The sequence below is a fragment of the Rhodococcus sp. B10 genome (genome assembly GCF_011770055.1).
Taxonomy (GTDB): domain Bacteria; phylum Actinomycetota; class Actinomycetes; order Mycobacteriales; family Mycobacteriaceae; genus Rhodococcoides; species Rhodococcoides kyotonensis_B.
This window is the reverse complement of record NZ_JAAFYV010000011.1, coordinates 23,815-44,869: the sequence shown is the minus strand read 5'-3', so window position 1 is coordinate 44,869 and position 21,055 is coordinate 23,815. Positions and strand designations below refer to the sequence as shown.

Annotated in this window: 20 protein-coding genes and 1 pseudogene; 8 read left to right on the top strand and 13 right to left on the bottom strand. The window is 64.1% G+C overall.

Features of this window, described 5'->3' with window-relative positions:
• Nucleotides 1-6: 6 nt before the first annotated feature.
• Nucleotides 7-660: a nitroreductase family protein gene (locus RhoFasB10_RS09560; RefSeq protein WP_068422850.1), complete on the bottom strand. Its 654-nt coding sequence runs from the start codon at nucleotides 658-660 to the stop codon at nucleotides 7-9.
• Nucleotides 661-818: 158 nt separating this feature from the next.
• On the opposite strand from RhoFasB10_RS09560, the gene RhoFasB10_RS09555 reads away from it, so the two are divergent.
• Entirely contained in the window at nucleotides 819-2,717 is a 1,899-nt protein-coding gene (locus RhoFasB10_RS09555) for an NAD(P)/FAD-dependent oxidoreductase (RefSeq protein WP_167676174.1), read from the top strand.
• On the opposite strand, the gene RhoFasB10_RS09550 is transcribed toward RhoFasB10_RS09555, so the two are convergent.
• The 3 genes from RhoFasB10_RS09550 to RhoFasB10_RS09540 form a co-directional block, all read right to left on the bottom strand.
• The gene (locus RhoFasB10_RS09550; protein WP_114329310.1) at nucleotides 2,718-4,331 is read right to left on the bottom strand and encodes a Na+/H+ antiporter; all 1,614 of its coding nucleotides are present in this window, start codon (nucleotides 4,329-4,331) and stop codon (nucleotides 2,718-2,720) included.
• Nucleotides 4,332-4,404: 73 nt separating this feature from the next.
• A complete protein-coding gene (locus RhoFasB10_RS09545; protein ID WP_068422867.1) occupies nucleotides 4,405-5,523 on the bottom strand; it encodes a PrpF domain-containing protein in 1,119 nt (372 codons plus the stop codon).
• A gap of 104 nt (nucleotides 5,524-5,627) precedes the next feature.
• The gene (locus tag RhoFasB10_RS09540; RefSeq protein ID WP_167676172.1) at nucleotides 5,628-7,001 is read right to left on the bottom strand and encodes an SLC13 family permease; all 1,374 of its coding nucleotides are present in this window, start codon (nucleotides 6,999-7,001) and stop codon (nucleotides 5,628-5,630) included.
• Between the two features lie 142 nt (nucleotides 7,002-7,143).
• On the opposite strand from RhoFasB10_RS09540, the gene RhoFasB10_RS09535 reads away from it, so the two are divergent.
• A complete protein-coding gene (locus RhoFasB10_RS09535) occupies nucleotides 7,144-8,070 on the top strand; it encodes a LysR family transcriptional regulator (protein ID WP_114329304.1) in 927 nt (308 codons plus the stop codon).
• Between the two features lie 94 nt (nucleotides 8,071-8,164).
• On the opposite strand, the gene RhoFasB10_RS09530 is transcribed toward RhoFasB10_RS09535, so the two are convergent.
• Nucleotides 8,165-9,574, bottom strand: coding sequence for an FAD-dependent monooxygenase (locus RhoFasB10_RS09530; protein ID WP_167676170.1), 1,410 nt, complete (start codon nucleotides 9,572-9,574; stop codon nucleotides 8,165-8,167).
• A gap of 13 nt (nucleotides 9,575-9,587) precedes the next feature.
• A complete protein-coding gene (locus RhoFasB10_RS09525; protein ID WP_068422878.1) occupies nucleotides 9,588-10,541 on the bottom strand; it encodes an arsenic resistance protein in 954 nt (317 codons plus the stop codon).
• Nucleotides 10,542-10,654: 113 nt separating this feature from the next.
• Between RhoFasB10_RS09525 and RhoFasB10_RS09520 the strand changes: the two genes are divergently transcribed.
• Entirely contained in the window at nucleotides 10,655-11,446 is a 792-nt protein-coding gene (locus tag RhoFasB10_RS09520) for an SDR family NAD(P)-dependent oxidoreductase (RefSeq protein ID WP_174551367.1), read from the top strand.
• 188 nt (nucleotides 11,447-11,634) lie between these two features.
• On the opposite strand, the gene RhoFasB10_RS09515 is transcribed toward RhoFasB10_RS09520, so the two are convergent.
• A complete protein-coding gene (locus RhoFasB10_RS09515) occupies nucleotides 11,635-12,360 on the bottom strand; it encodes an SDR family oxidoreductase (RefSeq protein ID WP_068422881.1) in 726 nt (241 codons plus the stop codon).
• 78 nt (nucleotides 12,361-12,438) lie between these two features.
• Between RhoFasB10_RS09515 and RhoFasB10_RS09510 the strand changes: the two genes are divergently transcribed.
• The 5 genes from RhoFasB10_RS09510 to RhoFasB10_RS09490 all read left to right on the top strand — a co-directional run bounded on the left by RhoFasB10_RS09510 (nucleotide 12,439) and on the right by RhoFasB10_RS09490 (nucleotide 16,945).
• Complete coding sequence (locus RhoFasB10_RS09510; protein ID WP_206030726.1) at nucleotides 12,439-13,011, top strand: TetR/AcrR family transcriptional regulator; 573 nt, start codon at nucleotides 12,439-12,441, stop codon at nucleotides 13,009-13,011.
• A gap of 96 nt (nucleotides 13,012-13,107) precedes the next feature.
• Nucleotides 13,108-14,703 (top strand): AMP-binding protein, encoded by a 1,596-nt coding sequence (locus tag RhoFasB10_RS09505; protein ID WP_167676166.1) that lies wholly within the window; start codon nucleotides 13,108-13,110, stop codon nucleotides 14,701-14,703.
• A complete protein-coding gene (locus tag RhoFasB10_RS09500; RefSeq protein WP_167676164.1) occupies nucleotides 14,700-15,995 on the top strand; it encodes an MFS transporter in 1,296 nt (431 codons plus the stop codon). The genes RhoFasB10_RS09505 and RhoFasB10_RS09500 overlap by 4 nt, the downstream gene beginning before the upstream one ends.
• Nucleotides 15,996-16,115: 120 nt before the next feature.
• Nucleotides 16,116-16,637, top strand: coding sequence for a hypothetical protein (locus RhoFasB10_RS09495; protein ID WP_068422893.1), 522 nt, complete (start codon nucleotides 16,116-16,118; stop codon nucleotides 16,635-16,637).
• A gap of 59 nt (nucleotides 16,638-16,696) precedes the next feature.
• Complete coding sequence (locus tag RhoFasB10_RS09490) at nucleotides 16,697-16,945, top strand: hypothetical protein (protein ID WP_114329244.1); 249 nt, start codon at nucleotides 16,697-16,699, stop codon at nucleotides 16,943-16,945.
• Between the two features lie 124 nt (nucleotides 16,946-17,069).
• Here the strand turns inward: RhoFasB10_RS09490 and RhoFasB10_RS26320 are convergent.
• The 6 genes and pseudogenes from RhoFasB10_RS26320 to RhoFasB10_RS09460 all read right to left on the bottom strand — a co-directional run.
• Nucleotides 17,070-17,195: pseudogene (locus RhoFasB10_RS26320) on the bottom strand (hypothetical protein); the annotation flags it as partial.
• Between the two features lie 185 nt (nucleotides 17,196-17,380).
• Complete coding sequence (locus tag RhoFasB10_RS09480; protein WP_068422901.1) at nucleotides 17,381-18,730, bottom strand: HNH endonuclease signature motif containing protein; 1,350 nt, start codon at nucleotides 18,728-18,730, stop codon at nucleotides 17,381-17,383.
• A 45-nt stretch (nucleotides 18,731-18,775) separates the two neighbouring features.
• Nucleotides 18,776-19,111, bottom strand: coding sequence for a hypothetical protein (locus tag RhoFasB10_RS09475; protein WP_240931005.1), 336 nt, complete (start codon nucleotides 19,109-19,111; stop codon nucleotides 18,776-18,778).
• Between the two features lie 206 nt (nucleotides 19,112-19,317).
• Complete coding sequence (locus RhoFasB10_RS09470) at nucleotides 19,318-20,031, bottom strand: M24 family metallopeptidase (RefSeq protein ID WP_068422906.1); 714 nt, start codon at nucleotides 20,029-20,031, stop codon at nucleotides 19,318-19,320.
• A gap of 12 nt (nucleotides 20,032-20,043) precedes the next feature.
• Nucleotides 20,044-20,367 (bottom strand): CHY zinc finger protein, encoded by a 324-nt coding sequence (locus RhoFasB10_RS09465; protein ID WP_068422909.1) that lies wholly within the window; start codon nucleotides 20,365-20,367, stop codon nucleotides 20,044-20,046.
• Between the two features lie 49 nt (nucleotides 20,368-20,416).
• The gene (locus RhoFasB10_RS09460) at nucleotides 20,417-21,001 is read right to left on the bottom strand and encodes an isochorismatase family protein (protein WP_068422912.1); all 585 of its coding nucleotides are present in this window, start codon (nucleotides 20,999-21,001) and stop codon (nucleotides 20,417-20,419) included.
• Between the last annotated feature and the right edge of the window lie 54 nt (nucleotides 21,002-21,055).

The following is a 21,055-nucleotide window of genomic DNA, read 5'->3' as shown; positions in this document are numbered from 1 at the left end:
TGGAGATCAGAGTGCTGCGGCGGGCGCGAACATGGGCTGGCCGAAGGATTCGAGGGCGACGATGTCCTCCACCGGGCTACGCGTCAGCTTCTTCGGGAACGACTTCTCGGGATAGCCGACGGCGATGTGCGCGGCGGTGATGTACTCGTCGGGAATCTCGAGCAACTCGCGGATGGCCGGTTCCTCATGGCACAGCAGCGTGGTCACCGCGGTGGCGACGCCCTGGTCGCGCAGCGCGAGGCAGAGGTTCTGCACGGTCGGGTAGATCGACGCGCCGCCGACGACGGACAGGCGACCGAGTTCGTGGTCCGTCGGGTGCAGACCGTCGAGCGCGGCGCACACGACGACGATGGCCGGTACTTCCGCGAGGTGGCGGGCGAAGTAGTCCGCGTCCTGCACCGTCTTGGGCAGGGCGCCGACGGCGACGGTGCCTCCGGTGATACCGGCGAAGTAGGCGTCCCACATCGGCAGGTAGAGGTCGGCGAGTGCCTGCTTGCGGGCGGCGTCGCGGACGACGATCCAGCGGACCGGCTGACGATTGCCGCCCTGCGGGCCGAAGCGAGCGACGTCGAAGGCGTTGCGAAAGACCTCGTCGGGGACCGGTGTGTCCGCGTAGCGCCGGCACGTACCGGTGGTGCGCATTGCTTCGGTGAGTTCCATGTCGATCCCTTCGCCTGACCATCGTTAGGTATGTGCAACAGCATTGTGTGGTCCGCGACACATTGTCAATACCCAAAACGGCACTTCGAGACCACCCTTGTGCCGAGATACCTAACTGTGGTTAGTTTTGGAACAGTTCCGCTACCAGGAGGTGTCCGGTGTCCGTCACTGCTGCGACCGCGATCGACCGAGCGCGGCTGGAACGTGCTCTCGACGCGGCCAACATGCCCAGCCTCGTCGCTGTCCTCTATCAGTTGACCGGCGACGACGCGTGGCTGCAGGATCCCTACCGGCCCACCCGCAGCCGCGGCATGGACGACAACGACAGCGGCGGGTTCGCACCGGAGGTGGCGTCGCGCATCCGGGTGGCCGCGCTCGACGCCATCGCCGACTGGGCGAACGGCGTCCCGATGGCGGTGCCGTCCCCGAGCGGCGCCCATCTGGTCGACATGATCAGCGCCGCAGTCGGCGAAGACGTGCCTGCGGAGTTCGCGTCGATGGTCGCCGAGGACATGGGCTTCGTCGACGAACCCGCGCGGACGCCCGTGAAAAGCGACCTGTCGGTCATCGTCATCGGCGCCGGGGTCTCCGGCATGCTGGCGTCGATCAAGCTCGGCGAGGCCGGTATCGAACACGTTGTGCTGGAGAAGAATTCCGACGTCGGCGGTGGGTGGTTCGAGAACACGTACCCGGGCGCGGGCGTCGACACGCCCAGTCACCTGTACTCGTATTCGTTCCAGCCGCGCGCGTGGAGCACGCATTTCGGCAAGCGTGACGAGGTGTGGCAGTACCTCCGTGACGTTGCGGCACAACACGATCTACGACGACGCATCCAGTTCGACACCGAGGTGGCGAACGCGGTCTACGACGCCGACGGGCAGTCGTGGACGGTGACCACCACCGCCGGTGACGTGCTGACGGCCGACGCCGTGATCACCGCGACCGGACAGTTGAACCGTCCGAAAGTGCCGTCCATTCCGGGTCTCGACACGTTCACCGGTCCGATCTTCCACACCGCCGAGTGGCCGGCCGATCTCGATCTGAGCGGCAAACGCGTCGTTATCGTCGGAACGGGTGCGAGTGCGATGCAGGTGTTGCCCGCCATCGCGTCGACCGTCGGACATGCGACGGTGTTCCAGCGCTCGCCACAGTGGGTGACGTCGAGTGACGTGTATTTCGCGCCTATCCACGACGACGTCAGTTACCTGATGGACGTCGTTCCGCTGTATCGGCTGTGGTACCGAACGCGATTGGCGTGGAACTTCAACGATCGTGTGCATCCGTCGCTTCAGGTCGATCCCGAGTGGGAGACGCCCGAGCGGTCGATCAACGCGATCAACGACGCGCATCGCCGGGTGTTCACGCGGTACCTCGAGCGCGAATTGGAGGGTAGGCCGGATCTGATCGAGAAGTCGTTGCCCGATTACCCGCCCTTCGGCAAGCGGATGCTCCTCGACAACGGGTGGTTCGCCGCGCTCAAACGAGACAACGTGACGTTGGTGGCGGAAAGAGTCGCGTCGATCGGACCGAATTCCGTTGTGGGATCGGAAGGTACCGAAGCCGAGGTCGACGTCGTCATCCTCGCCACCGGATTCGAGACGCACAAGCTGCTCAGCCCCATCGACATTCGCGGTCGATCAGGCAAGTCCATCAAGGATTTCTGGGGTCCGGAGGACGCGCACGCGTATCTGGGCATCACCGTGCCGGACTATCCCAACCTGTTCATCACGTGCGGGCCGGGCACTGTTCTCGGCCACGGCGGCAGCTACATCACGATCGCCGAATTCCAGGTCCGGTACATCGTCGATCTGCTGACGACCATGGCGGACAATGGAATCGGCGCCGTCGAATGCAGGCCCGACGTCGAAGAGGACTACGTGCGCCGCCACGACGAGGCGCATGCGCGGATGATCTGGACGCACGAGGGCATGAACAACTGGTACCGCAACGACGCCGGACGAGTGGTGTCGACGCTTCCGTGGCGGATCGTCGACTACTGGGAGATGACCCGCCACGCCGATCTGGACGATTTCGTCGTCGAACCCGCGCGTCGATAGCTACGAGGCCGGACCCGAGCCGGGCAGATGCATGGCGTGTTCCTCGTGGTCGAGTTCGTGTTCGAGGACTCGCATGTCCTCGTCGGGTAGTCGGCCTGCGTCTCGCCAGCGCAGCAGTTCGTCGCGCTGCGTCGCGATCAGTTTGCGCCTGGTGCCGAGCGAGGCCTGCTGTGCCGGGGAGACCAGGGAAGTCTCGTCGGCGTTGTCGAGGTGATCGAGTCGACGGCGATAACGCTCGATCCGGTGTTCCAGTTCCTCTCGAAAGGCCGTGGTGGCCTCGGGCTTCAGCTTCTCGTCCTTGGCGATTCGATCGAGTTGTGCGAGCGCTGCTTTCGCGGCTCCCTGTCTCGCCTCGTTGCGGACCCGGGACGTGGTCGCGGCGTCGGCGCGTACGTTCAGGCGACGCACGAGTGGTGCGAACGTCGTGCCCTGGCCGACCACGGTGACCAGCACGACGACAAAAGCGCAGAACAGCAACAGGTCTCGCGCGACGAAGGGATCCCCGTTGTCGAGCGTCAACGGCAGCGAGAACGCAGCGGCGACGGTGATGACGCCGCGTGTTCCTGCCCAGCTCATGACGACGATCTCACGGCCGCTCAGACGTGGAATGTCGGCGCCCTCGCGGTTCTTGCGACGCGGTAGCCGCTCGGTGACGTACAGCCACACGGGGCGCAGAAGCAGAACTCCTGCCAGGGTGACGCCGACGGCCGTCGCCACCGTGGGTAGCGAATAGGCCGACAGCCCTGCGACGACGGTGGGTAGCTGCTCGCCGATCAGCAGGAAGACGAAACCTTCCAGCAGGACGTCGATCAGGCGCCACACCGCGCCGGTCTGCAGGCGGCTTGCGCTCGACGCGGCATGGCGGGTGTCGTGCCCGACGATCAATGCCGTCACCACGACGGCCAGCACTCCCGACGCGTGGACGTGCTCGGCCGCGAGGTAGGCGATGAACGGTGTCACCAGCGAGACGATGTTCAGCAGCAGCGGATCGTCGATGACGCGTTGAACCAGCCGGATCACGAACGCGATGGCGACACCGACTGCGACGCCGCCGCCCGCGGCGAGGAGAAACAGGCCCCCGGCTTCCGGTGGCGACATGTCGTGCAGGGCGATGGCCGTCGTCGCGACCGTCAGCATGGTCAGTGCCGTCGCGTCGTTGAGCAGTCCTTCGCCCTCGATCAGCGTCACCAGCCTCGGCGGGATGCCTGCGCGTCGACCCACCGCCAGGGCGGCAACGGGATCGGGTGGTGCGACGGCCGCTCCCAGCGCCATGCCCGCGGCGAGCGTGACGGTCGGTATCAACAGGTACAAACCCACTCCGACGACGCTCGCGGTGGCGATCACCAAACCGACCGAGAGGCTGAGAATCGTCAACGCGTTCTTGCGAATGGCGACAAGCGACGAGTTGAGCGCCGCGCTGTACAGCAGGGGCGGGATCACCAGCGTGAGGACGACGTCGGGGTCGAGGACGATGTCGGGCAGAGGCGTCGCCGACACACCGAGACCGGCCAGCGTCAGCAGCGCGGCGGACGGGATGGTGGTCTTCTTGGACAGCACCTGGGCCGCGACGATCAGCGCCACCGCCGCCAGGACCAGACCGAGGCCGCTCAACATGATTCGTCACAACAGAAGTTCACGAAGATGGGTTCCACGAGGTGGAGGCGTCAAACCTGGTGACGAATCCGGCTCAGGTGAGAACGGGAACCGCGACGAACAGTTCAGCGGTGGCGATGCGGCGGACCGCGCGGTGCAGCGTCACCGACTGCAGGAGCCCGTGGGAATCGATGGCGACGTCGACATCGAGAATGCCTGCCGCGGTGCCGATCCGAAGCGAACCGGGCCACCCGATTCGTGCGTTGGCTGCGACGACTCCTCCGGACACCGTTGCGGCGGCGGCCACCGCCACCGCGGAAGTCAGGCCGATCGCAGGATGCGGTGCCATCATGGACAGCATTCGAACCGAGATGTCGTAGTCCGACGCACCGATAAGGGCACCGTCCGAACTTCGGTAGTCCCGGGGTGGCCCCACGATTCCCACTTTCGGGATCGCGTGGGTGATGGGTTCGTCGGGCGTGCTGAGTCCCATTCGGAGAGCCGCCTGGCGCCGAAGCGCGAACAGAGTGGAAAGATGTTCGGAGAGAGCGTCATTCGGCTCTGCTCCTGTGAGTCCGAGATCGGACGCGTCGTACAGGGCGGCAGGTGCTCCCGCAGTGACGAAGGTTCCACGAAAGGATCTGTCGCACAGGGTGATTTCGTCGACGGGTTGGCCGGTCGGCAACAGAGACACGCGGTCGGTGGCGAGATCGGTGAATGTCAGACCCACCGGAACGCCTCGGGCCGTCGTGCCGGGAACCGTGGCATCACCGTCAGTGGGTACGTGTCCGCCAGGGGTGGCGATCTCGGCGGACAGCACCGCGCCGGTGTTCTGATTGCGCATGCGGACGACCGTCACTCGGTCGTCGACGGCAACCAGACCGGCCTGTAGCGCGTAGAGGCCGATTGCTGTTGCGCAGTTGCCGCAGTTGCTGCCCCACTCGACGGTGCGGTTGTCCACGGCGACCTGCGCGAACAAGTAGTCGACGTCGATGCCTGGGGCGGTGGAGCGTCGAACGATCGCTGCCTTTGACGTCGTCGAACTCCCGCCGCCCACGCCGTCGAGCTGACGGGGATCGCCCGAACCGAATGCCGAGGTCAGTATGTTGTCGAGTCCGCCTGCGTCGCCGATATATGGATCGATGTCGACGGCGTTGAACAGCCAACATTTGCTGGTGCCGCCTCGCATCCACGTGCCTCGAAGCGTGAACATGGTGTGCCTTCCGCCGTAGATTGTCGTACCGTTCCAGCCTGGGTGGGCCGGAGCTCAAGCACAATTACGAATAATGTTGTCGTCCTTCAGTAACGCTTAAGTCATCAGATGAAGCCTGGTACGACAACCAAGATCAACCAGCACAGCGCAGGCGCAACGGCGACGACGATTCCGGCATTGACTATCAGCTGACGGTAGAAGCGGGGCCGTTCGATGTTCTGTGCGTTTGCCAGCACCAAGGCGCCGTTGGTCGAGAACGGAGACACATCGACGACGGTCGCGGAGATCGCGAGGGCTGCGACCACGCCGATCACGGGCAGGGTGCTGCTGCCGAGCAAGGGCATCGCCATCGGGATCACGGCTGCCAGCAGTGCCGTCGACGACGCGAACGCAGACGTGAGTCCGATGACGTAGCAGAGCACGAGGGCCACGAGCAGCGGCGCACCGAGCGTGATTGCAAAGTGCGCGAGCGTGTCGATGGTGCCGACCTCCTCGAGAATCGAGATGTAGGTGACCATGCCGGCGACGAGCAGAACCGTGGACCAACTGATCCCGGCGATAGCTTCGTTCTGTTTCTTCAGGTCGGTGAAGGCAAGGACGGCGCCTGCTGCAATGGCGATGAAGCTGATGGGCAGGTGCAGTACGAGAACCAGCACCAGCAGGGCGCCGATGAGGAACAGCGTGAGTTTCTGGACCCGGGTGACGGGGGCAGGAGCGTCGACCAGGGTCGTCGACGTCGGTCGCGCCAGAACTTGGGTGCTTCCGGCGGCGCCGCCTGTGCTCGGTGTTCCCAGCGACGACGGTGCGTCGTCACGCGAACCGCTGGTCGGGACAGGCTTGTTCGTGCCGGTTGCGGTGAATTCGAGACCGCGCATCTTCGCCAGAGCCCCGTATCCGACGACGGTGAGCACCGACAGCAACAGGTTGATTCCATAGCTGGCGAGGAAGAGCGTCCATGGGCTGATGGTCAGCCCGTTGTTTTCGACGATGTCGCGGACCAGAACGCCGGAGACACTGATGGGTGAGAACGCACCCGCGTGGGCTCCGTTGATAGTCATGATGCCCATGACCAGTGGACTCATACGGGTGCGAGCGGCGAACGCCATCGCGGCCGGGGTGATCAGAGCGACGGCAGCAGGGCTGAAGGTTCCCAACGCGGTGAGCACCGATGCAGAGAAGAAGAACACCCACGGCACGATTGTCACGCGCCCGTGCACAGCTCGGATACACGAATTGACCAGCAGGTCGATGGTGCCGTTGCGTTTGGCCATACCGAAGAAGTAGGTGACCCCGACAATGGTGAGCACGATCGAACTCGGGAAGGCTTGGAGAATCTCTTTGTCGTCGTAGCCGAGTGCGAAGTAGCCGACTGCGAAGGCGCCGACAAAGCCCAGGATGCCGATATTGATGGGGAAGAATGTCGCGATCACGAACATCGCAACGAGCGCGATGAGCGGGAGTATCTCGATGGAGGTCATGGCGGGTCTTTCGGTGGCTGGGAAACGTGGGCGGTCACATTCAGCGCTTGAACGTCGTACAGGTCACACTATTGACCGCGCGGATTCAGAACAATACGGTTTTGCTACCGTCTCGTTTAGTACAACTGAAGGCAGGTAGTGAATGCAGCACTCGTTCGACGTCGTGACGCTCTTCCTGCTTCTCGACATCGCAGAAGCAGGGTCGCTGACGGCCGGCGCCGAAAGGGCCAACATGACCGCGTCGGCCGCGTCGCAGCGCATTGCCAAGCTCGAGAACAGCATCAAACAGCCCGTGCTGACGCGGCTGCCCCGGGGAGTGCAGCTGACCGAGGCCGGTGAAATTCTGACAAGTCGCGCGCGGCTGTTCAGGCGCGAAATGCGAGCCGCGAGTGGTGATCTCGAAGCAATACGTGGGCTGGAGCGGGGTGCGGTGCGGCTCGGCTCGTTTCCGACGGTGAGTTCGTCGCTGCTGTCGGATGCGTTGAAGGAGTACCACGCGCGGTGGCCCGGCGTCGACGTTCGCGTTCGCTCTGCGGTACGTCCGCAGCTGCTGGAGATGCTGCATTCCAGCGAGGTCGATCTGGCGTTGCTGTGGAGCTACGCGTGGACGGAAGAAGCGGAAAGATCGCTGTCACTCGAATCGTTGATGGAAGACGAGACGATGCTGCTCCTGCCTGTCGACGACCACCGTGCGTCCGACGAGATGGCGCTCCCGGACCTGAAGGGGGCGCGGTGGATCATCCGAAGCAACGACCATCCGGCCGCTGAGGTTCTGTACCGCAGTTGCCGAGCAGTCGGCTTCGAGCCAGAGGTGGTCTACGAGGCACACGATTATCAGGAGATCGAGGCGATGGTTGCTGCGGGGGTCGGCATAGCAATGGTGCCGGGTCTGGCAGTGGTACATCACCGGCCCGATGTTCAGCCGCTCGCATTTCGTTCGGCAGACCGGGTTCCCACCCGCGTCATCTACATCGCCTCCCTGGCACGTCGTCAGTACACGCCTGCGATGTATGCGGTATCGAGTGCGCTGCGTGGGGCGGCAGATCGGATCGCCGGGCACCGGTCGTGAGTGCGAATGTAGAGCAGGCTCTACATTCGCACTCACGACGGGTAATTCGCGCGACGGGGGCAGGCGGCGTGAGACGTCGATCTGGGGTTCGATGTCAACGTGTGAAGCCCCAGCGGTGCAGCGCGTCGTCGAGTCCGTCGGACGTGCCCTCTCCGACCCAGGCGACGTGACCGTCGGGGCGGATCAAGACGGCTGACGGCGCTGGGACGTCTCCGACCACCGGCAGAGTCCACCGGCCCGCGACGGTGGCAGAGATGCCGAGGCCGGAACCGTCGAAACTCAGCAGTACCGGCCTGGCGTCACGCAACAACTCGAACACGCGTGTCGGCCCGTCGGGCGTAGTGATGTCGAGATCCGGCATCCGGCGACCCAGCAGTGGGTGACCAGGACCGAGGTCGTAGGCGACGTCGAGTCCGGTGATCAGTGAAGCGATGCGGTGGGAAGCGTCGTCGACGCGGAGAACGTCGTCGAGCAGGTCACGTAACGCTTCCTGCCGCGGGTCGGCTTTCTGAAAAAGTGATTGCGCCATCGTGTATTTCAACGCTCGAGCGCCGGCGGGGTGCCGCTCGGTGTGATAGGTGTCGAGCAGAGACTCGTCTGATTCGCCCCGCACGACCTGCCCGAGCTTCCAGCCCAGGTTGACGGCGTCCTGAACCCCGAGTCCGATGCCTTGGCCGCCGGTGGGCGAGTGCACGTGGGCAGCGTCGCCCGCCAGGAGGACACGACCGACGCGATACGACGCCGCCTGTTTCGTCGCATCGGTGAAGCGCGACAACCAGGTTGGGCTGTGCACTCCGAAATCGGTGCCGAACACGTCGGTCAATGCATCCCGTAGATCGTCGAGAGTGGGCTCGGCCCTTCGAATGTCCGACTCGGTGACCACCACCCGAACTACGCCGTCGCCCATCGGGTGCAGTCCGTGTACGCCGCGTTCGTCGACCTTGCCTGCGTCCGGCAGCTTCTCCGTGACCTGCACTTCGGCGATGAGACTGCTGCGGGACGCGTCGGGACCGACGAAGTCGATTCCTGCGTCGCGGCGCACGGTGCTGCGACCGCCGTCGGCGCCTACGACATACTGTGCCCGCACCGAGCCGGACAAGGTCTCGACGGCGACGCCGTCAGGGTCTTGCGAGATACCGGTGACCTCGATACCGCGGCGGATCGTGACGCCCGATTCCTCGGCCCAGCCGAGCAGGATGCGTTCGATGTGGTTCTGGAACAACGCAAGTGTGTACGGGTGGCGCGTCGGCAGGGCGCTCAGGTCGATCCGAGTGCTGCCGAACGTCGCGGCAGGAATGGTAGTGCCCTCCGTGAGAAACCGATCGACGATGCCGCGCTGATCGAGCAATTCGATCGTGCGCGCGTGTATTCCGCCGCCGCGTGACCCGACCAGAGTCTGCGACCCGCGCCGTTCGAGTACGACGACATCCACTCCGGCGAGCCGTAATTCAGCGGCGAGCATCAATCCTGTCGGACCGCTGCCGACGACGACCACATCATGCATATCTTCTCCTCACTCAGTCGCGAACGAGCAGTGGAACGAGGCGAACGTACGCGACCATACCGACAAGTTCGACGAGTGTCTGCGTCACCACCACGACTGCTGCCAACGACAGTTCCTCCGGAAGCGCCAGGGCCAACGGTAGGACGACCAGTGAGTTCCGCGTCGCGCCCGAGAACACTAAAGCCCTTGTCGCTCGGACGTCTTGACGCGATACGCGACTCACCGCGAGGCCAGCGAACGCCATGATCACCAGGAATGCCACGAAAATCGGTACTGCCGAGAGCAGTTCGGTGCCGTGTGCCCGAACCTCCTCGATCTGCGACGCGACGACGACCAACAGTGTGGCCATCATGATCGGAACCATCGCCGACGCCATCGCATCCATCACCCGCGCGCCGACGCGGTGGCGTCGCGCAACCTTCTGCGTCACCGCGGCCAGCGACAACGGGATGGCGATGAGTACGACGAAAGCCTCGACGAACGGGGCGATGTCGATGATCGACACCAGATCCGATCCGACGAAGATCCACAGGTACAGCGGGAGAAACGCCATCTGTAGCAGCATCAGGATCGGAGCGGCGGCGAGCAGTCGTTCCGACGCCGCACCTGCCAGGCCGCTGAACACGATGACGTAGTCGATGCAGGGGGCGAGCAGAACCAGCAGGATGCCGACGAGCAGAGCATGATCGCCGGCGACGAACCGCGTCAAACCGAAGACGACGATCGGTACCAGAAGGAAGTTGAGGACGACGGAGCTGGTCAGAAAGCTGCTGTCGCGCAACGCAGTACCGATGTCCGAGAACGGGACCGCGAGGAACGTGGCGTACAGCAGGACGAGCAGAACCGGATTGATCGCGTGCCCGAACGCAGGGGCCGTGCTCGGCGCGAGCAGCCCGATGACCGCACCCGCGAGCAGCGCCGACAGGTAGAGCGGAATTTGATGCTTCTCGAGCCACTCGACCTTCACGTGGTGCTCTTCGGCGCAGGCATGACACTCAGGATAGGCGCCTTCCGATTACCGCATGGGTGAGCGGGTTATGCGGTCGTAAGACCCCCGCGTCTACGGAAGGAAGTATCACCATGTCAGACAGCCGCCCCCTCGCGCTGGTCACCGGCGGATCATCGGGGATTGGATTCGAACTCGCCAAACAATTCGCACAGCACGGGTACGACGTCGCGATCTCAGGGCAGAGTGAACGTGTCTACGCATCGGCCGACGCGTTACGTGGACTGGGTGTCGAGGCGTATCCGCACCGCGCCGATGCTGCCACCTACGACGGAGTCGAAAGTTTTTGGACTTTCGTTGCCGATCTCGGTAGACCCGTCGAGGCGGCGGCGTTGAATGTCGGGATCGGGCTCGGAGGTGCGTTCGTCGACAACGACCTCGACGACGAGCTCAGGCTCATCGCCATCAATGTCGCCGGGACTGTGCACATGGCAAAAAGGGTTGTGCAACACATGGTTCCGAACCGTCGCGGGAAGATTCTGATCGTGTCGTCGGTGTCGGCGACCACCCCGACTCCCTACGAAACCGTGTACGGACCGTCGAAGGCGTTCGGCTTCTCGTTCGCCGAATCGTTGCGAGAAGAACTGCGGGACAGTGGTGTCAGTGTTACCGCCTTGCTGCCGGGCGCCACCGACAGCGACTTTCACGCCAACGCAGGTATGGGTGATACGAAATTCGGCGACAACAGTTGGAAGAACGACAAAGCAGTTGTCGCACAGCAGGGGTACGACGCATTGATCTCCGGCGTCGACCATGTGGTCGGTGGCGACGACGCGACCAAACAAGAAGCCGTCGACAACCGTACGACGCCTGAGCCCGAAAAGGCGGCGAAGATGGCCGAACAGGCACGACCGGGCTCGAGGTAGTCGAAGATCGGACTGCGCGGATCGCGTGCAAGAATCGACGACGCGAATGCCACGCTGTCTGCGCCGGTGAGCACCACGTGAAGGTCGGGTGGCTGGAGCGTCAGAGCTGCGGTGACCCGCTGTTCGTCGATGTCGAGCCTCATGGCACTCAGGATGAGCGCTACGGTGCGCTCGTCATCGGCGTCGACTCAGAGGCTCATACCGGCGAGCAGCGAGTCCATCCAGGGGTACAGCTCGTCGCCGGGAGTGGACAGTTGCGCTTTCACGGCGCGCGTGAAGTCGTCGGCCAAGATTTCGAGCTGCCCGGCGGCGATCCCGTCGTACGCCAGCGCGGCGACTGTGGCGGGACTGCTCTTGGGTGCGTCGATGTCTGCGGTCATCTGCGTGTCGATCATGCCGACGAGCAAACCGGTGACCTGCGTGTTCTGGCTTCCCAGGGCGAATCGAAGTGCGTTGGTGGCGGACCACATCGCGCCCTTGGAGACGGCGTAGCCGGTCGGCATGTTGCTCCAGCTTGCCACCGAGAGCACGTTCAGCAGCGAGCCGCCGCCGTTCTTGCCGAGCACCGGTGCAAATCCGTTCGCGACACGGAGATTTCCGAAGAAGTTGGTCTCGAAGATGAGGCGCAGTTGATCCTCGGGGCCCGAAATGAAGTCTCCCGCAGGTGCTATGCCCGCGTTGTTGACGACGAGGTCGACATCCGGTGCGGCCTCGACGGCACGAGCAACGCTGGCCGCGTCGGTGATGTCGAGTGTCAGCGCGTCGACTCTCGGGTCGTCCCAGTGCTTCGGAGAGCGGGCCGCGGCGTACACCTTGCGGGCGCCGCGCTCCAGGGCCTGGCGTACGAATTCGCCGCCTAGGCCGCCGTTGGCGCCGGTCACGAGAACTGTCCGACCGTCGAGGGTGTTGTTCATCTAAACTCCTGTTTCAAGTGGGGACTGTCCCCGATTGCAAGTATGTGGGGACATCCCCCACTTAGTCAAGGAGGATTCATGAGCGCTGCCCGCCCGTTGCGTGCCGACGCGCAACGCAACCGCGACGCCATCCTGTCCGCTGCGCGTGACGTGTTCGAGGCCGACGGCGTCCTGTGCTCTCTGGATGCCATTGCTGTCCGTGCCGGGGTCGGTAATGCGACCCTGTACCGAAACTTTCCGACGCGCGACGACCTGTTGGCCGCAGTCATCCAGCTCGCTATCGAGAAGGCGATCGAGGCGGCGGAGGAGCTTCGAAGTGCGCGATCGCCTCGGGATGCGCTGGCGGAGTGGATCTTTCATCTGACGTGGCAGTTGCGCATCTGGCACGATCTACCGGATCGCGTCGCCGCGACCTACGTCGATGCGGACTCGTCGGTCTACGAAGCGTGCGCTCCGCTGGTGCAGCAGACTGCGACGCTGTTGGACGCGGCCAAGCAGTCGGGAGATGCCGTCGACGACGTCAGTCCCGACGACGTGTACGAGCTCGCCATGACCCTGTCGTGGGGCGTCGACCGTCTGGGGGACGACGAGCAGAGAGCGCGCCGACGCGTCGCATTGGCCTCGGCGGGCGTCTTCACTCGCCGCGGCTGACGGCGGGAGCAAGGCCGAGTTGACACGCGCGTCTGTGACGCGCAACACTCTCCGTGACCGAGCGATCGGTCGGTCGGTACGACGGAGAGGATCTACATGGCGACGCTCGTGGACGTCTGGAAAGCGCGGGTGGCGGCGAACCCCGAACATCCCGCGATCGCGTATTTCGACGGCATCCTGAGTGCACGCGAGGTCGACGAGATGTCCGACGCCTTCGCCGTCGCGCTCGTCGAGAAAGGCGTCGGACACGGTGACAGGGTCGGCATCCACCTGCAGAACATTCCGCAGTACGCGATCGCCTTTCTTGCGCTGTGGAAGCTCGGTGCCGCGGCGCTGGTGCTGAATCCCATGTACCGCAAGGCGGAACTGCGCCACCTCGTCGACGACGCGGGTGCCGTCGGCATCATCTGCGCCGACACCGCCGTCGCCGAGAACGCAGAAACGATGCAGGACAGCACTGTTCGGTGGATCGTCGGCACCAGCGATCTCGACTTCCAGACGCGCAACGACCCGCGTGTGTTCGGTGACCGGATTCGGGAGCGCCACGACGGTGCCGACGATCTGGTCGAGCTCGTCGAGCGCTTCCGCGGCGCGACGCCTGAGGCGGCAGAGGTGAGTCCTACCGACACCGCCATCCTCGCCTACACGTCGGGAACCACCGGACCGCCCAAGGGCGCGTTGAACTCTCACGCGAATGTTCTCGCGGTTGCGACGACGTTCGCCGAGCTCGCCCGCGTCGACGACGGCGACGTCGTGCTCGCCGTCGCGCCGCTGTTCCACATCACCGGCGCGGTCATCAACGCCACGATCGCGTTGATGAAGGACTGCACCCTGGTGTTCGCGAACCGCTTCGCCGCCGACGTCACGCTCGACGCATTCGCCGAGCACGAGGTCACGTACACGATCGGCTCCATCACCGTCTTCAACGCGCTCTACAACTCGCCTGCAGCGACGGCGGCTCACTTCGCGTCCATCAAGACGCTGTATTCCGGTGGTGCGCCCATACCCCCGGCTGCTGTCGAGAAGTTCGAGAACAAGTTCGGCCACTACATTCACAACGCCTACGGGATGACCGAGACGTCGTCGGGCGTCATCGCCGTCCCGCCGGACCGTCGCGCACCCGTCGATCCCGCCAGCGGAGCGTTGTCCATCGGTATGGCGTTGCCGCAGGTGGAAATTCGCGTCGTCGACTTCGACGGGACGCCGCTGCCCGACGGCACGCAGGGCGAGCTCGAAATCGCTGGGCCGCAGGTCGTTTCCGGGTATTGGCAGAAGCCTGAAGCCACCGCGAAGACGTTTCCCGACGGCCGACTCCGCACCGGCGACGTCGCCATCCGCGACGCCGACGGTTGGATCTACCTCGTCGACCGCCTGAAGGACCAGATCAACGTGTCCGGCTACAAGGTGTGGCCACGCGAGGTCGAGGACGCGTTGGTCGCGCACGCGGCTGTGGGCGAGGCGGGCGTCGTCGGACAGCCCGATGACTATCAGGGAGAATCCGTCGTCGCCTTCGTCTCGCTCGTCCGCGGCGCGGAGGTCACCGAGCAGGAGCTGCGAGCGTTCGTCGGCGACAGGCTCGCAGCATACAAGCGCCCCAAATACATTCACATCGTCGACGAACTACCCAAGACGCAGACCGGCAAGATCCGCCGCACGGAGCTGCGCAACACAGAAGCGAAGGTCACCCGATGAGTCAAGACGTCACCCAGCAGAACGGCACGCCTGCGTTGACGATGCGTGCAAAACGTAAGTCGCTCTTCGCGAGTGCGGTCGGCAACGTACTCGAGTGGTACGAGTGGAGCGTCTACGCCGTGTTCGCGCCGTTCATCGCAGCGGTCGTGTTCAACAGCGACAACCCCGTCTCGGCGCTGCTGTCGACGCTGGCCGTGTTCGCGGTCGGCTTCCTGATGCGTCCGCTGGGCGGCATCGTGTTCGGACGCATCGCCGACCGGCGCGGCCGAAAGTTCGTCCTGATCTGCACGATGCTGATGATGGCAGGCGGCAGCCTCGTCATCGGCGTCATGCCGACGTACGACGCGGTCGGGGTGTGGGCGTCGATCATCCTGCTCGGTGCCCGGATGGTGCAGGGCTTCGCGCACGGCGGTGAATCGGCGACGGCGTACTCCTACGTCAGCGAGATCGCGCCGCCGAACCGTCGCGGCATGTGGGGCAGTGTCGCATTCATCGCGATCTTCGGCGGATCCGTGCTCGCGTACACGATCGGTGGGGCGATCACTTCGACGTTGTCGGAAAGTGCTGTCGGTCAATGGGGTTGGCGTATTCCGTTCCTGATCGGTGCGGTGCTGGCGCTCGTTGCGCTCTACCTGCGACGCAGCATGGAGGAGAGCGAGGTGTTCGACGGTCAGGCCGACGCGCCCGAGCGGGTGAAGATTCCGGGTCGCACCATCGTTCGTGCCGTCCTGTTGATGATCTGCATGACGTCGGGAATCACTGCCGCGCACTACACGTGGACGTCGTACATCTCGACCTTCGCGATCACGCAGAAGGGCATGGACCCGGACGTCGCGTACTGGATGCTCGTCATCGCGCAGTTGATCGCGCTTGTGTCGCTTCCGTTCTGGGGCAGACTGTCCGACAACATCGGCCGTCGTCCGATGCTGTTCACGTTCGCGGTGTTGTTGTTCGCGCTGCAGGTGCCGCTGACGATGATGATCACCGACGCCGGCTGGACCTTGTTGGTGTCGACGACGGTCGCGCTTCTCATCGTGTCGATTCCCGCGTCGGTATTGTCGGCGACGCTGTCGGAGAGCTTCCCGACCGCGTTGCGGACGCAGTCGATCGGGTTCGCGTACTCGTTGTCGGTGGCCATCTTCGGTGGTACCGCACCGTACTTGAACCAGCTGTTGATCAACCTCGAGATCGGTTGGGCGTTCGGGGTCTACATCATGGTGCTGTGCGTCCTGACCGGTCTGGCATGTGTCTTCATGCGCGAGACCAAGGGAATTCGCTTGGAGGACGCGTGATTCCTGGGTTCTTCGCCCGGTAGCGATAGGTCATGCGGCCGCCCGGTCGGTGGGGGTTTCGAGTGGTTCGGTGTGGTGCACACTACATTTTCGACGTCCTACTCACCGAAAAGGATTCCTATGCGCCCACTTGCACGAGTTCTGACCGGAGCGGCCGCGTGTGCGCCGCTGATGCTGGCCCTGCCCTCCACCGCGGCGGCCGCCGAGCCCGGCGACGTGACCTACTCGTATGCGGTGAACGGTTCGTCGGTGACCAACACCATCACCAACAATTCGGGTGTGCAGTTGCAGTGCGGTACGTCGCTTGCCCCTGCGCCCGGCGGGGTACTCCCACCGGTGGCCGAGGTGCTCGCCAACGGTCAAACTCTGTACTCGACCGACCCTGCCGGACAGCCAGGAGTGAGTACGCAGACGGTCTCCGACGTCCCCGCGGGTGACTACGTCGTGCTCGCGACGTGCGGTACGCAGGACAGCGACCCGGCGTACGCCTGGATCTCGGACTACCCCGGCATCCAGGATCAGCTGGGAACGTTCCCGTGGACGGTGTTCACGGTGCAGCAGGCATCGACGGTCGTCACGGTCGGGCCGCCGAGCCTCATCCCGGACCTGGGTTCGCTTCTTCCCAGCGGTAGCGCCTTCTGAGATTGACGGCCGCGCATCTGGGTAGTTCGAACTCAGGTCCAGTCACCGGAGGAGGAACCATGTCGCAGACCGCAGAGAGCTTGCAGGCCCTGTACGACAGCGCACCCAATGCGCGGCTGATTCTCGAAGAGGGTCGACTCGTGCTCGACGTACCCGAACAGCATGTCGACAACGATGTCGTCGAGGTGATCACCCGCGCCGGGTTGCTCGACCGACTCGCGGAGTTGGGTACCGAGCACCCGTCGGCGCAGGATCTCGAGAACTACGCGCCGGTGGTCGACGACATCGCGGCGAAACTCGGGGCTTGAGGGCGTAGCCGCACTCAGGCCATCATCCGTCGGTCTGCTTTGTAAGGCGGAAACCCCGTCGATGCAACAGGATTCCGAGCGCCGCACCGATGATCGATCCGATGACAGGCAGCGCTACGAACCAACGACGGAGGAACAGCCCAGATCGGACGTCGAAGTCGTGGTTCATCGACGTCTCGTAGGCGCGGCTCATCTCGACACCTCGTAGTGGTTCGTACACGCCGTTGTACATGACCTCGGGTTCGAAGAACGTCTGCTGCACGTAGTCGAAGACCATGGGCAGCAGTCCGACTGCGAGTCCGACAACCATGAGTAGTAGCACGAGTGGGCGCACTGACTCAGAGTATGTGCGAACTGGAGTTCTCCCCGCAACGGCCACTGCCTCGCCGACGGGTGGCGTCGGCGAGGTGGGAGGAAGTCACTTCGCAGTGGCTTCTACGCAGCAGGTTTTCGCCGCCGGTGATAACTGGGAATCGGTTTTCGCTCCGGATCGACCGATATCGGGGGTACGAGGAACGGGTGGCCGTCGTCGCCCATCACGACGTCCCAGCCCCGGTGGTGAATGTCGTTGTGGCAGTTCGTGCAGAGCAGCGTCAGGTTGGTGATGTCGGTGTTACCGTCGTCGCGCCAGAAGACGATGTGGTGCACCTGGCACCAATCGGCAACCGAACCGCATTTGATGCAGCAACGGTCGCGCACGGTGACTGCTATGCGCTGTTCGCGTGTGGCGAGTCGGACAGACTGTCCCATGGCGAGGACGGCGCCGTTGTCGTCGACGATGATCGGGTTGAACTCGGCGTCGCACGTGAGCATGCGGGCGAGGCTGTGGCTGATCGGGCCGGTCCAGTCCAGGTGAAAAGGCCAGCCCGGATACTCGGCCCTTCTGTTCGACGAAGGCGACGGAGTGCAATCGGCGCCGGGGGCAAGCAGGTCGCGAAGCTTGACCGTCGCGTTGACACGTGTGGCAGGTCCGCTTGCGTCGCCACGGCCAGCCTGGAGTTCAAGGATGCGGGAAAGGCCGTCGGCCTGCCGTTTCGACGCACTTCGCGGGTCGCGGGTGCCGTCGGGCCCAGGTTCAGGCCGCGAATGCTCGGCGATGGCCGATCGCAGTTTCTCCCCGAGAATTTTGTCGACGTCTCCCTGAATGGTGGTGCGGCCGTTGGCCTGCTCGTACAGGTCGAGCTTGTTGAGGTCCGTATTCTCCGAGACAGCGGGCGGTGGAGGTCCGATAGGGTCCTCGTCGTCGACAGGTGGTTCGGCGTCACGCCTCTCGTCCTGCTCGCGCTTCTTCTCCTCGTATCGGGCGCGCGCATCCTCCGCGGCGGCGTGAGCGAGTTCCTGTGCACGGACCTTGACGTCCTCTGGAGTGCCGGCTGTCGCGGACGTGAGAAGGTCGGCAACCACGTCGGCCAACTTCTCTGCTGTCAGGGTGGGATCGGCTGTCTTGATGTGGTTGTGGCCGTCGTAGATTGCTTTGAAATGGCCGGCGTGGATGTCGCTGGCTGCGAGGGCAGCGGTGACCGTCGGGAATGAACCGAGCCAGACCGCGGTGTCGAATTGCCGGTATGCGTTCCCCAGTGCGACGCGTGTCGCCAGAGCGAGCCACGGTCCGGGTTTCGTGTGCCCGACCATCTCGCTCAGACCCCGCTTCGAAAACTCTGCAAGTGCCGCGAGTTTGCGTGCTGCGAGGAGGTTTTCTGCAGCATGGATCGCAACGACGCTGTCGATGATCTCCTGGTCGGACAACGCCTCCGCGGCACCGTACAAGTCCCCCAACTCGTGCATGGCGGGGAAGATACAACGACCCTCCGACAAGTACGGCCGACGGCATCACCAGTGCCAGGCGTCGCCTCCGACGTTCTCGATCGTGCGCTGCAGGACCAGAATTGTCGTTGCGAATTCGTCTTCGGTGATGCCCTGCATGCGCTCGGTCTGCAGTTCGCGCTGCAACGTTTCCGCGCGAGTGAACTGCTCCGCACCAGCAATGGTGAACGTCAACATCGAAATCGATGCGGAAATCCACCCTTTCGACATGGCCGATTCGATGGCGTCGACGATCGCCCGGGGTGTGTCGTTGTGTCCGATCTTCTCGACCGTCGCGTTGCGGGCGACACCGCCGGGATGGAGCGAAATCTGGTGTAGCAGCCACCATTCGGGTTGTGTCATACCAATGTCGCGTAATGCGCCCTGCGTGCGTCGACGAATAGCCTCGCCTGCGCGGACGGTCCAAAATCCGAGAGGCTGACGTTCGGGTGGTTGCATCGGGCGCGTCGAATTCATGCACGCAACGGTAGAACCTGAAGCGGACTCGAGGTCAAGTGCCAAGGCCACAACGGCTTTCGTGAGTCGGGACCGGTGCCGACTCCCTCCGATCAAACCGACCCATGCCCCAGGTCGAGCAGCTCCTCGTAGAACCCGCCGATTCCGCGCTCGCGGTCGACGAGGTGAATCTCGAGGATCCAGTGGCATCGGCGCCCGGATCGGTCGTCGCGGCGCATCGGCCGATCGCTCCCGGGCGCGATGTAGGAACCGATCTCCTCGCCGGCGATCTTCTCGTGGGGGAACTCACCGACGAGATGCCCTGCGATGGAGCCTCCGAACTCCCACCCGGACTCTTCGGCGAGTTCGACGACTCGGGCATACAGCTGCTCTCCGGTGATGTCGGGATGGGCCTCGAAGTGGGCGCGGCCGGCATCGAACACCGTTGGGAGGGCGTCGCGCAATCGGTGTTTGATCGGGTCGTCACCCAAGACGTAGGTGCGGCCGAAGTCGGCTTCCCACTGCTCGAAGATCGGGCCGAAGTCGCAGAAGACGATGTCGTCGTCGGCGATCGTCCTGTTCGGCGGGTTCTGGCGATAGGGCTCGAGCGTGTTGACGCCGCTGCGGACGATGCGCTTGTGCCAGAACTTGGTCGTTCCGAACATGTCCGACGCGAGGTCGCGGATCTGGTCGCTGACCTGCTTCTCCTGCGCGCCGGCGCGGATCAAGCCGCGGTCGGTGATGGCGTCGAACAGTGCGACGGCTTTTGCCTGGGCGTCGATCAGCTTCGCGACTCGGGTCTGTTCGTCCTCGACGGGGGCGGCCATGCCCCGAATCTATCAACCGGTCTGCGCGTCGAAGTAGAGGTGACTGTGGAGCCTGCACCCCGGATTGAATGCCGAAGAGCAGTGCGGGCATTCGGTAACGTTCAGGTAGCTCTCGATGCTGATGCGAGTACGACAAACGCCGCACAGAATCGCGGGGGAGTCGAAGGTATACGCAGGCCAGACGGTCCGCGCATGATCCTCGGTCTCGTCATGGCACAGGTAGCACGGATAGAACTTGCCGCAGCAGTGGAACTCCATCGCGACGATGTCGAGGGCCGTCGCGTAATGGATGCATCTCGTCTGATCGTCGACGGTGGGTCCGTGCACGGTGACCATGTCGGTGCCCTCCCATCGGGTGTGCGCGGGTCTCGACGCACCTTACAGATCAGTCGGGTATGGACGCGACGTCGGGAGCCACGACGCCGAACAGATCGGAAATCGCGGCGAGGCTGGCTACCTGCAGAGCCGAGGCGGCCGCGTCGGGAAGGCGTCGTGTTGCGGTTGCACTTGCGACGACGGTCGGCTGATATCCGAGACTGAACGCCCCACGCGCGCTGGAGTTGATGCACATGTGAGTCATGAAGCCCGCCAACAACAATTTCTCGTGGCCGAGCGCCTTCAACGTGTCGTCGAGGTCGGTGCCGACGAACGAATTCGGGAAGTTCTTGACGATGACCTTCTCGTCGCCCTGGGGTGCGACGCGGTCGACGATTCGGCCGATGTCGGCCGTGACGTCGTACGGGGTTCCGACGCCCGCGTCGTGCATGATGTGCACGATCGGGGTGCCTGCGCGTCGCGCACGATCGAGCAGCGCTGCCGCAGCATCCAAAGCGGGCTGAACGTTCTCGAGTTCGAGCACACCCTCGGTGTACGTGTTCTGGCAGTCGATCATCACAAGGGTGGAGTCGCTCAGCGCAGCCGGAGCATCGGGTAGGCCGGTGAGCTGGCGCAGGGTCACGGGTTCGGTCATGTCTGCCTCCTGAATTGGTTCGTTCCTGCAGGCTCCACTCTCGCCCGGCTCGAG